The following is an 11853-nucleotide window of genomic DNA, read 5'->3' on the forward strand; positions in this document are numbered from 1 at the left end:
ATGAGGAACACCGTGTCCGCGCTGATGATGGTCGCCGCGCTGTGCGCTCCGCACGCGTCCCGCGCGCAGGATGCCTGTCCGGATCGCTCGGCGTATGCGCCGGCGCGGGAGATCATCGGTGACCTGGGCCGCATCGTCGCACCCACGGGCGTGCAGGACGCGTACGCGGTCGACATCGGCGGCATCCGCCAGTGGGTGAACGTGCGCGGACAGGACCGCGACAATCCGATGGTGTTGTTCGTGCACGGGGGCCCGGCGTCGCCGGTCATCCCCACGCTGTGGCAGTTCCAGCGTCCGCTGGAGGAATACTTCACCGTCGTCAACTACGACCAGCGCGGTGCGGGCAAGACGCTGACGTTGAACCCGCAGGAGGCCGTCGCCGACACCCTGCATGTGCAGCGCTACGTGGACGATGCGATCGCGCTCGCCGAGTACCTGCGCACGCGCTACCACAAGCGCAAGCTGGTGCTGATGGCGCACAGCTGGGGCACGGTGGTGGCGATGCACGCGGCGCTGCAGCGGCCGGACCTGTTCCACGCCTATGTCGGCATCGGCCAGGTCATCAACGTGCGCACCAACGAGCAGGTGAGCTTCGACTACGGCCTGCGCACTGCCCGCGCGCGGGGCAATGCCGAGGCCGTGCGCGAGATGGAATCCATCGCGCCATATCCCGGCGACACGCCGATCACGCGCGAGCGCATCATCATCGCGCGCAAGTGGCCGCAGTTCTATGGCGGACTCACCGCCTATCGAGACGAGTCGATGTACTACTTCCAGGGCCCGCGCCTGTCACCCGATTACGACGATGCCGCGCGCTGTGCGATCAATGCCGGCAGCGTGTTCACGCTGGGGCGGTTGCTGGACGAATTCCTGCAGGTGGACTTCACCGGCGTGGAGGAATTCCCCATCCCGGTGGTGATGTTCATGGGACGCCACGACTACACCACGCCCTCGGAACCCACTGCGGCATGGTTGGCGAAGGTGCGTGCGCCGTACAAGCAGGGCGTCTGGTTCGAGCGTTCCGCCCACATGATCCCGTGGGAAGAGCCGGGCAGGACGCTCGTCAGCCTGCTGGAGCACGTGCGGCCGCTGGCAGTGGATGACGGCCCTGCGCCGCATTGAAGAGGAGCGCACGTGCGGATGCAGGCCCCGCCACTTGAATCCACGCGTTCACCCATGTGGGCCACATCGGTGGAGAAGCGATGCCGGTCGCGAGGTGACGCCGTGAACCGGATGGGCCGGCACCCATGATGACGACGGGTGTCGCTTCCCCTGGGCGGGATGTCAGCGCACCAGGGCCAGCCGGCGCGGCGGCGGCTCTTCGCGCTGGAACAGCACGCGTTCCGGACGGTGCAGGGCATAGCCCTGGCCGTAGTCCACGCCCAGCGCACGCAGCGCCTCGCACATCCGCGGGCTGCTGACCCATTCGGCGACCACCTTGAGGCCACGCTGGTGGCCGATCTGCGCGATGGCGCTGACGATGGTGCGGCTCATCGGATCGGTTTCAAGATCGCGGATGAAGCTGCCGTCGATCTTGATCAGGTCCACCGGCAGGTTCTTTAGGTAGCCGAAGGACGACATGCCGGCGCCGAAGTCGTCCAGTGCGATGCGGCACCCCGCGCGGCGCAAGCGTTCGATCACGCTCACGACCTTCAGCAGGTTGCGCACCGCGACGGTTTCGGTGATCTCGAAGCACAGCGTGTGCGCGGGCACGGCGTATTCGGTGATGCGGGCGAGGATGAAGTCGGCCAGGCCCTCGTCCTCGATGCTGGCGCCGGACAGGTTGATCGCGCAGGTGCCCAGGCGCATGCCGGATTCGTGCAGCAGACTGAAGTGGGCAAGCGCGTTGCGGATCACCCAGCGGTCGATCGCAGGCATCAGCCCGTAGCGCTCGGCGGCCGGCAGGAACGCGCCGGGCGGCACCACGCCGCCGTCCTCGTCGCGCAGCCGCAACAGCAGTTCGATGCTGGTCGCGGTGTCGCTGCCGTCCAGCGGCACGATCTCCTGGTAGTCGAGCAGCAGGCGGTCCTGTTCGACCGCCCAGCGCAGGCGGCTGGCCCATTCCATTTCGCCATGGCGGCGGGTGGTCTCGTTGTCCTCGCGATACAGGTGCACGCGGTTGCGGCCGTTTTCCTTGGCCAGGTAGCACGCAGTATCCGCCCATGCCAGCAGGTCCTTCAGAGTGGGCTCCTGCTGGTCCACCACCACCACGCCGATGCTGGCGCTGACGGTGTAGGTGCGGTCCTGCCAGACGAACATCAACGCCTCGATGCACTCGCGCAGGCGCTCGGCCAGCGCGCGCGCACCTTCGGCATCCACGTGGAACGCCATCAGGCCGAACTCGTCGCCGCCCAGGCGCGCGAGCACGTCGCCGCCGCGCAGCTGCTGGCGCATGGCGAGTGCGAGCTGTGCGAGCAGCTGGTCGCCCGCCATGTGGCCGGAGACGTCGTTGATCAGCTTGAACTGGTCAAGATCGATATAGAGCAGCGCGCAGGGGTCGCTGGTCGCGCGGCCCTTGCGTTCGTGCAGTGCTTCTTCCACGCGCCGCTCGAACTCGCGCCGGTTGCACAGTTCCGTCAGCGCATCGTGCGTGGCCTGGTAGCTCAGGCGTTCGGTCAGCTCGCGCTGCTCGGAGATGTCGGTGGCCACCATCAGCAGATGCGCCTCACCGTCCATGTCCACCTGCGCGATCGAGGCGCTCGCCCAGAACGCGTCGCCAGCCGGACTCATCAGCACCGCTTCCAGATTGCCCCAGTCGTTGCCGATGGCATCGGCGTCGCGGGCACGGTGCTGGAGTTGCGGGTCGGAGAACAGCGCCGACAGCGGCAGGCCGGTGGGATCGCCCAGGCGCAGGCGCGCCGCCTGGTTGGCATAGACGATGCGGCCATCGCGTGCGTCGGCAAGCAGCACCAGCGCGGGCAACAGTTCGTTGAGGGCGCGGAAGCGCAGTTCGCTCTCGCGGTAACGCCGGCTCATCTGCTCGCCCAGTGCCATGGCCCGCCGCCGCGTGGTGGCCAGCGACCATACCAGCGCAGCCAGCAGCAGGCTGATGACGCCACCACCGGCAAGGATGGTCTGCAGTCGTCCCAGATCCAGCGGATGCGGGCGCGGCTCCATTTCGATACGCCATTGCCTGCCGCCAAAGTCCAGTCGCCGCACCTGCATCGGCAATCCGGTCTCGATCGGGGTGCCGGAGTCGTAGAACGGATGCGCCTGCGCCGTCGCGTCGTAGACGCGCACGCGGAAGCCCTCCAGCACGGACCCCGACAATGCGGTTTCGACCAGCGGCTGCAGGCGCATGCCGATGGCGAGCGCGCCGATCTCGCGTGCGCGCCGCTGATTCGGCGACGTCGGCGTGGGGCCGTCGGAGTACACCGGCAGGCGCAGTGTGATGCCCAGGGGGTTCTGGCCTGCCGGTGTGGTCTGGCGCAATGCGAACGGCGCGGAGATCACTACGGTATCGGTGTCGCGAGCGCGCAGCAGGGCGCTCAGGTTGGCCCGCTGCGTGACCATGTCGAAGCCGACCAGCGCCGCGTTGCTTTCGTAGGGCGTGACGAACTCGTACCGATAGGAGACATGGTCGGCCAGCGGCTGTCCGGCGGGCGTGCGGCGTGCGAACGCGACCGAGGTATAGGCGGTCGGTGCCAGCGGGCTGCGCAGGCTCGCGTGATACTGGCTGAAGCGTGCCTGATCCATCTGGTCGTTGGACAGGAACACGGTCTGCAGAGCACGCAACGTGGAGGCGGCCTGTTCCAGCGGCACCCGCAGGCGCGTGGCGCCGGCATCCGCCAGCGCGCGCCGGGACGCTTCCGCGCTTTCCTGCAGTCCCCGCCACTCCCGATGGGCGACGATCACCGTGCACAGCAGGCCCACCAGCAGGACGGCCGATGCCCACACCAGCGGCGGGAGGCCGACGCGGCGGGAAGGCGAACCCGGAGACGCCATGGGGTCTCCGGAGTTTGCTGCGTGGAGGGAGTCCACCTGCGGGCCTTGATCCTGCGTGATGAGAGGGCGGTCCAGCTGCGACGGGATCGATCTACGAAAGGAATGCAGACTTCGTGCCAAGCGTCCCGCGTTGGGAAATACCGGATTTCCGGGGCTTCCGGTCTTGCTCGGCATTCCATACGCCGACCAGAGGGACCGTATGGGTCACTATCGGCCCCAGCAGGGCGGACTTGACGGGCGCGGTCGACGACGGGAAGCGGAAGTAAAGCGGATTACGTCAGCGGATGAATGGGTGACGGAATGGCCGGGCGCCGGCGCTTCGCGACGGGGGCCGCGCGTGCCTGTGCCCGCTCCAGCGTGGCGAGTGCCTGCTGCAGCAACGCGAGGTCCTGCAGCACGCCGAGTTGATCGACCAGTTCAGCGATATGCCGGGGTGCGATGGCCAGGGCATGCCCGTTCATTTGACGGCGAACGTGGAGTTTGCGGAACGCGGCCAATTGCATCCGCAGCCGGCGCGACCTGCGGCGCCAGGCGTGCAGGTCGTCGACGCGTCCGCTGGCCAGCGCCGTGGCCTGCGAACGTTCCTGTCGGTAGACCGAGCGGGCAAGCGCATTGCGCAGGTCGCCGCCATGCAGCCGGTGCCACGGCAACTGCTGCAGTCGTTCCGCCTGCCGGTGCGCCTGCGCCTGCCGGCGCATGAAGCCGGGGTCGTCGCTCAAGACGTCGGCGAGCCGGTGTTCCTGTTGCTGCGACAACAGCGGCAACAACGCTTCCCAGCTTACCGCTTCATCGGCGGTGCTGGCATCGCGCGCCATGCGCTGCGCGGTGTCGAGCACCACCTGCCCGTCGCGGAGTCCGGACAGGCTCTTGGTCAGCGCACGGAGTTCGCTGTCGACCGGATCCACCACCTCCTTGCCGAGCGCGCTGCGCGCGAGCGCCAGCAAAGAGCGCAGCCGGCGAAGGCTCTTGCGCGCTTCGTGCACCCCGGCCGGGTCGCCGGGCGCGATGGCCAGGGCCGCGACCAGCGCCCGCGCTTCGTCGGTCGCGAGCGCGGCGGCACGTTCGCCGGTGCGGGAGGTGGCGCGGGGGCACATGGGCGGCATCCATGGCGGGGACTGCCAGTCTACGGCCGCGTTGCCGCCCGCCATCGCCCTCGCGCCGCCTGAACGTGCACCGTTCGTCGGTCCGCACGCACTTGGCGGCCCACGACAGAAAAGGTATAAATCGTTTATACGATTTAAGGGCGTGCCATGGCCAAGTCCCGCAAGACGCGCGACGCAGGTGCTGTCGACGACCTCTCCGGAGGCGTTGGAGCGCCCGCGAAGCTGGTGCGCGACAGCTTCACCATGCCGGCCGGCGACTTCGCGCTGGTGGCCGTGCTGAAAGGTCGTGCGCTGCAGATGCAGCGGCCGGCGAAAAAGAGCGAGTTGCTGCGAGCGGGATTGCATGCGCTGTCCGCGCTGTCGCCGCAGGCGCTGACCAAGGCGCTGGATGCGCTGGCGCCGGTCAAGGCCGGTCGTCCGAAGAAGAAGTAGATGCCGCCTCCGCGCGGCGTGCGTTGACCTGATCACGGCATCCGCCAGTCGGCGTGCCGTCCTCCCGTTCCAGCCTGAAGTGCCATCGATGAACCTTGCCGCGATCCTCCGCCGCCACCGCTGGGTGGCCCTGCTGTCCGTCCTGCTGCTGGCCCCCGTGCTGGTGGCCTCGACGCATGCGCCGGTACGCGCGGTGATGCAGGAGCCGCAGGCGGGCTACAGCGTGCGCGATCTGGAATGGATGGATCCCGAGCGCGGTCGTGCCGTGCCGGTGAAGCTGTTCTGGCCAGACGCGGCACGCAGCGGCAAGGTGCCGCTGGTGGTGTTCTCGCACGGCATCGGCAGCGCGCGCGACGGTTACACCTACCTGGGCCACTACTGGGCGCGGCATGGCATCGCCAGCATCCACGTGCAGCACGTCGGCAGCGACCGCGCGCTGTGGCAGGGCAATCCGCTCACGCTGGTGTCGCGCTTCCAACAGGCCGCAGGTGAAGCCGAAGCCGTGGCGCGCGTGCGCGACCAGCGGTTCGCGCTCGACCAGGTGCTCGCGGGCGAATGGGGCACGCATGTCGATCGCGCACGCATCGTCGCCGCCGGCCATTCCTATGGCGCCAATACCACGTTGATGTCGGCCGGCGCGCGGGTGGTGCGCGAAGGCAAGGCGATCGATCTCCGCGATCCGCGCTTCAGTGCCGCCATCGTGATCTCCGCGCCGCCGTTCTATGGTGATGACGATTTCCGCCCCATCCTTTCCGGCATCACCATCCCCACCCTGCACGTGACCACGGCCGACGACATCATCCGCATCCCCGGCTTCGGTTCCGGCGTGGACGACCGGCTGAAGGTGTTCGAAGCCATTGGCGGGGCACACAAGGTGCTGGCCGTGTACCGGCACGGCACGCACAACGTGTTCACCGATCACCGCTACTTCGATTCGCGCGAGGTCAGCGAGCAGGTCAAGCAGGCGACCGAAGCGTTGTCGCTGGCGTTCATCGATACGGCTTACGGCCAATCCACTGCCGAGTTGGCACGCTGGCAGTCCGGCCACCGTGCACTGCTTGCGCGCTACGACGCGCGCTGACTCAGGTGGTGGACCAGACGGCGAGTTCGTAGCCGTCGGCATCGGTGAACTGGAAGCGGCGACCACCGGGGAAGGCGAAGATCGGCTTGGTGATCTTTCCGCCCGCGGCTTCGACGTTCGCCAGGCTTTCTTCCAGTGCCGTCGAGTACAGCACCACCAGCGCGCCGCCCGGTTGTGGCGTGCCGTGCGCGAAGCCGCCCGTCAGCCGGCCATCGCGGAACTCGCAGTAGTCCGGACCGTAGTCCTGGAACGTCCAGCCGAACGCCCCGCCGTAGAACGCCTTCGAGGCGGCGATGGAGGCGACGGTGAACTCGATGTAGTCGATGCGGTGGTGGTGCTCGGCGGTGCTCATGGTGGGTGTCCGTGGAAGAGGCCGCCAGTCTGGCGAAGTCCTTGCGGTCTGTCTTGGCGAAATCGGACAGTCAGTCCAGGACCTGCGCGAGCAGGCGCGTGGGCGAGAAGCCGGTGAGCCGGCGCGTGTCGCCGGCCAGTTGCGCGGCGTCGTAGTAGCCCGCGTCGAGTGCGGCTTCCAGGATGTTGGCATGGTGGTGCCGCCGTCGCAGGAAGCGCTGCAGCCGCAGGATGCGCGCCAGCAGCTTCGGCCCGTAGCCGAATGCTTCGTCGCACCGGCGCAGCAGGGTGCGCTCGGTGATGCCGAGTTCGCGCGCCAGTTGCGCGACCGTGTCGGGCCGTGCACGCGACAGTCGTGCATGCACGGCCGACATCGCGTCGCTACGCGGCGGCGTATCGGCCAGGATCCGGTCGGCGAGCCATGCCATCGCGTCGGCGTCGCGCTCCGCCATCCGGTCGGCCAGCGTCGCCACGCGCGGAGTGCCGAGATCGCGCAGGTCCACACGCTGGTCGGCAAGGACGTGCAACGGAACACCCAGCCAGCGCGTTGCCGCGCCGGGCGCGAACCGTAGGCCCCGTACCCGGCGACCCGGTGCGATCCGGGCGTACTGCGCCCGCGTGTCGGGCCCGGCGATGCGCAGGCGCTCGCCATCCCACAGCAGGTCGACGCAGGCGTCGGGCAGTACGAGCGCGGGACTTGCCTCCGTTCCCAGCATGTATTCCCAGCGACACAGCAGCGACTGGCCGGGCGCGAAGTCGTATTGTCGATAGTGGCCGCTCATCGTGGCGTGGCGTCAGCGCTCGGAATGCCCGCTCTCATCGTAATCGCGGCGCTCGAACAGGTGGGGCTGGATCAGTTCGATGAAGGCGCGAGCCTGCGGCGACAGGAACTTGCCCTTGCGTACCACCACGCCGTAACTGCGCGACGGGAACCACTGGCTCAGCGAGCGCGCGGCCAACCGGTCGCGGTCCGCCTCGGTCAGGCAGATCGAGGCGATGATCGAGATGCCCATGCCCATGCTGACGTATTGCTTGATCACCTCCCACCCGCCGACTTCCAGCGCGACCGTGTACGGCACGCGCGCCTGCTGGAACACCAGGTCCACCAGCCGGTAGGTGACCAACCGCTTCGGCGGCAAGATCAGCGCGTGCGGAGAGAGGTCTTCCAGTCGCAGGTCGCGCTTCTTCGCCAGCGGATGGTCCGGGGGCGTGATCAGCATCGGTTCGAAGCGGTAGACCGGCGCGTAGCTGAGGTCGGCGGGCACGTCGAGCACCGAGCCGACCGCCAGGTCCACCGCATCCGAGCGCAGCAGGTCGGTGCCGTCGGCGCTGGCGGCGTTGTGCAGGGTCAGCTTCACATCGGGGTGCTGCTGGCGGAAGTGCTCCACGATCTTCGGCAGCAGGTACAGGATGGTCGAGCTGTTGGCCGCCACGTTCAGCTCACCGGCCTCCAGTCCGCTGACTTTCTCGCGGAAGCTGGCATCCAGGCCGTCCAGTCCCGCCACCAGCGGTTGGGCCATCTCGTACAGGAGCTGGCCTTCGCGGCTCGGTGCCAGCCGTCGACCGCTGCGCTCGAACAGGGTCACTCCCAGCTCCCGCTCCAGAGCCTGCAGCTGCAGGGTGATGGCCGGCTGGCTGACAAAAAGTGCCTCCGCTGCCCGCGAAACCGACCCCAGGCGCACCGTCTGGCAGAACGCCCGCAGGGGCTTCAGTCGGTCGGATTTGTAGGGAAATCGCGGGGTTGGGGCTTCTTTAGAGCTCACGTTCTAACAAACTATAAGTTGTGCTTATTTAATGCATTGACAAAACTGTTTTGTCAAATAATTCAGTGGAGGAGCACTGTGCGGTTCCAGCAAGACGCCAGGAGACCGCCATGTCCGCCACCGCTTTCGCCCTGCCGCCACGCGATTCGCGCGGTGACCGTCCCACCCCCGGCATTGCCCTGACCGCCAACGTGGCGGGCCAGGACGAACTGCTGCCTCCCGGCGCCCTGGCCCTGCTCGTCTCGCTGCATCGTGCGATCGAGCCGGAGCGCCAGGCCCGGCTGGCGGCTCGCCGCGAGCGCCAGGCCTTCTTCGATGCCGGTGGCCTGCCGGACTTCCGCACCGATACGCGCTCGATCCGCGACGGCGACTGGACGGTCGCCCCGGTGCCGACCGCATTGCAGGACCGCCGCGTCGAGATCACCGGCCCGGTCGACCCGAAGATGGTCATCAACGCGCTGAACTCCGGTGCCAAGGTGTTCATGGCCGACTTCGAGGATTCCACCTCGCCGACCTGGCAGAACCTGCTGACCGGCCAGCGCGCGCTGATCGGCGCCGTCGCTGGCGATCTGGAGTTCACGTCCGAGACCGGCAAGCACTACGCGCTGAAGCCGCAGAACGAGCAGGCCGTGCTGCTGGTGCGCCCGCGCGGCTGGCACCTGGACGAGAAGCATGTGCTGATCGACGGCGCGCCGATCGCCGGCGGCCTGTTCGACGTGGCCGTGTTCGCCTGGCACAACGCCCGCGCGTTGCAGGCCCGTGACCGTGGCCCGTACTTCTACCTGCCCAAGCTGCAGAGCATGGAAGAGGCCGCGCTGTGGGAGACCGCGCTGTCGCACATCGAAGCCGCGCTGGGCCTGCCGCATGGACAGATGAAGGTCACCGTGCTGATCGAGACGCTGCCGGCGGTGTTTGAGATGCACGAGATCCTGCATGCGCTGCGCGATCGCATCGTCGGCCTGAATTGCGGCCGCTGGGACTACATCTTTTCCTACCTGAAGACCTTCCGCCGCCACGCCGACAAGGTGCTGCCGGAGCGCGGCCAGGTGACGATGACGCAGCCGTTCCTGAAGGCGTATTCGGAACTGCTGATCCAGACCTGCCATCGTCGCGGCGCGCATGCGATGGGCGGCATGGCCGCGCAGATCCCGATCAGCAACGACGAGGCCGCCAACGAACAGGCGCTGGCCCGCGTGCGCGCCGACAAGCTGCGCGAAGTCACCGCCGGCCATGACGGCACCTGGGTCGCGCACCCGGCGCTGATTCCCGTGGCGAAGGCGATCTTCGACGAGCACATGCCGCAGACCAACCAGCGCAGCGTGCTGCGCGAGGACGTGGCGGTGACCCGCGACGACCTGATCCGCCCGTCCACCGGCACCATCACGCGCGCCGGTTTCGAAGGCAACGTGGAGGTCTGTGTGCGCTACCTGGCCGCATGGTTGGACGGCAACGGCTGCGTGCCGATCCACTGGCTGATGGAGGACGCCGCCACCGCCGAGATCTCGCGCACGCAGATCTGGCAGTGGCTGCACACCGCCGACGTGCACCTGTGCGATGGCACCCAGATCGACTACGCGCTGCTGCAGCGCACGCTGGCTGCGTTGCCCGCGAAGCTGGGCGATCACTCGCGGCTGCCGGGCGGCGAGCGCATTTCCGAAGCCATCGCGTTGCTCGACGCCCTGAGCCGCGCCGAGGAGCTGGCCGACTTCCTGACCCTGCCCGCGTACGACCGCATCGACTGACCCCGCCCCCACCCACGACGCCCCACGACGAAAAGAGAGTCCGCCATGAGCACCAAGCAACAGCAGATCGACGCCATCCAGCAGGACTGGGACAGCAACCCGCGCTGGACCGGCATCAAGCGTGACTACGCCGCCGCGGATGTCGTCCGCCTGCGCGGCAGCCTGCAGCCGGAGTACACGCTGGCCCGCCGCGGCGCGGAGAAGCTGTGGGATCTCGTCAACGGCGAAGCGAAGAAGGGCTACGTCAACGCGTTCGGCGCCATCAGTGCCGGCCAGGCGATGCAGCAGGCCAAGGCCGGCCTGGAGGCCGTCTACCTGTCCGGCTGGCAGGTCGCCGCCGACGGCAACACGTCCGAGACGATGTACCCCGACCAGTCGCTGTACGCCTACGACTCGGTGCCGACGATGGTCCGCCGCATCAACAACACGTTCCAGCGCGCCGACGAGATCCAGTGGAAGAACATCTGCGACGGCAAAGCGAACGACGCCGACGCCATCGACTTCTTCCTGCCGATCGTCGCCGATGGCGAGGCCGGCTTCGGCGGCGTGCTGAACGCCTACGAGCTGATGAAGAACATGATCGTCGCCGGTGCCGCGGGCGTGCACTTCGAGGACCAGCTGGCCGCGGTGAAGAAGTGCGGCCACATGGGCGGCAAGGTGCTGGTGCCCACGCAGGAAGCGGTGCAGAAGTTGCAGGCCGCGCGCCTGGCCGCCGACGTGCTGGGCGTGCCGACCATCGTGCTGGCCCGCACCGACGCCGAAGCCGCCAACCTGCTGACCTCGGATTTCGACGCCAACGACCAGCCCTTCGTCACCGGCCAACGCACCGCGGAAGGCTTCTACCGGGTGAAGAACGGCCTGGAGCAGGCGATCAGTCGTGGCATCGCCTACGCGCCGTACGCCGACCTGGTGTGGTGCGAGACCGGCACGCCGGACATCGGCTTCGCCCGCGAGTTCGCCCAGGCGGTGCACGCGAAGCATCCTGGCAAGCTGCTGTCGTACAACTGCTCGCCCAGCTTCAACTGGAAGAAGAACCTGGACGACGCGCAGATCGCCCGCTTCCAGGATGACCTGTCGGCGCTGGGCTACAAGTTCCAGTTCATCACGTTGGCCGGCATCCACATCAACTGGTTCAACAGCTTCCAGTTCGCCCACGACTACGCGCGTGGCGAAGGCATGAAGCATTACGTCGAGCAGGTGCAGGAGAAGGAGTTCGCCGCGCGCGAAAAGGGCTACACCTTCGTCTCGCACCAGCAGGAAGTGGGCGCCGGTTACTTCGACGACGTCACCACCGTCATCCAGGGCGGCAGTTCCAGCGTCACCGCGCTGAAGGGATCGACCGAGGAAGAGCAGTTCTACGGAAAGGAAAAGGCGGCCTGACCGCTGCTCGCAGGGATGCAGCAAAGGAAACGCCGGCTTTCGCCGGCGTTTCTTCT

10 protein-coding genes are annotated in these 11853 nt (G+C 67.8%); 5 read left to right on the forward strand and 5 right to left on the reverse strand.

The features are described 5' to 3' along the window. Nucleotides 1-1122: an alpha/beta hydrolase gene (locus FB548_RS02210; RefSeq protein WP_142123130.1), complete on the forward strand. Its 1122-nt coding sequence runs from the start codon at nt 1-3 to the stop codon at nt 1120-1122. 162 nt (nt 1123-1284) lie between these two features. On the opposite strand, the gene FB548_RS02215 is transcribed toward FB548_RS02210, so the two are convergent. After that, nucleotides 1285-3945: an EAL domain-containing protein gene (locus FB548_RS02215; RefSeq protein ID WP_142123131.1), complete on the reverse strand. Its 2661-nt coding sequence runs from the start codon at nt 3943-3945 to the stop codon at nt 1285-1287. 272 nt (nt 3946-4217) lie between these two features. Next, nucleotides 4218-5039, reverse strand: coding sequence for a CHAD domain-containing protein (locus FB548_RS02220; protein ID WP_185741940.1), 822 nt, complete (start codon nt 5037-5039; stop codon nt 4218-4220). Between the two features lie 156 nt (nt 5040-5195). Here FB548_RS02220 and FB548_RS02225 point away from each other — a divergent pair, with 156 nt between their 5' ends. Then, on the forward strand, nt 5196-5480 hold the full coding sequence (locus FB548_RS02225) for a hypothetical protein (protein WP_142123133.1): 285 nt from the start codon (nt 5196-5198) through the stop codon (nt 5478-5480). Nucleotides 5481-5568: 88 nt separating this feature from the next. Beyond that, on the forward strand, nt 5569-6561 hold the full coding sequence (locus FB548_RS02230; protein ID WP_142123134.1) for an acetylhydrolase: 993 nt from the start codon (nt 5569-5571) through the stop codon (nt 6559-6561). Nucleotide 6562: 1 nt separating this feature from the next. Here the strand turns inward: FB548_RS02230 and FB548_RS02235 are convergent, their stop codons facing one another. The 3 genes from FB548_RS02235 to FB548_RS02245 all read right to left on the reverse strand — a co-directional run bounded on the left by FB548_RS02235 (nt 6563) and on the right by FB548_RS02245 (nt 8675). Further along, nucleotides 6563-6913, reverse strand: coding sequence for a VOC family protein (locus FB548_RS02235; RefSeq protein ID WP_142123135.1), 351 nt, complete (start codon nt 6911-6913; stop codon nt 6563-6565). 70 nt (nt 6914-6983) lie between these two features. Beyond that, the gene (locus FB548_RS02240; protein WP_142123136.1) at nt 6984-7694 is read right to left on the reverse strand and encodes a helix-turn-helix domain-containing protein; all 711 of its coding nucleotides are present in this window, start codon (nt 7692-7694) and stop codon (nt 6984-6986) included. A 12-nt stretch (nt 7695-7706) separates the two neighbouring features. After that, on the reverse strand, nt 7707-8675 hold the full coding sequence (locus FB548_RS02245) for a LysR family transcriptional regulator (RefSeq protein ID WP_142123137.1): 969 nt from the start codon (nt 8673-8675) through the stop codon (nt 7707-7709). A gap of 110 nt (nt 8676-8785) precedes the next feature. Between FB548_RS02245 and aceB the strand changes: the two genes are divergently transcribed. Both aceB and aceA read left to right on the forward strand, forming a co-directional pair. After that, complete coding sequence (aceB, locus tag FB548_RS02250) at nt 8786-10417, forward strand: malate synthase A (protein WP_142123138.1); 1632 nt, start codon at nt 8786-8788, stop codon at nt 10415-10417. Between the two features lie 45 nt (nt 10418-10462). Next, complete coding sequence (gene aceA, locus FB548_RS02255) at nt 10463-11797, forward strand: isocitrate lyase (RefSeq protein ID WP_142123139.1); 1335 nt, start codon at nt 10463-10465, stop codon at nt 11795-11797. Nucleotides 11798-11853 lie beyond the last annotated feature (56 nt).

It is taken from the genome of Pseudoxanthomonas sp. 3HH-4 (genome assembly GCF_006716465.1).
Classification (GTDB): domain Bacteria; phylum Pseudomonadota; class Gammaproteobacteria; order Xanthomonadales; family Xanthomonadaceae; genus Pseudoxanthomonas_A.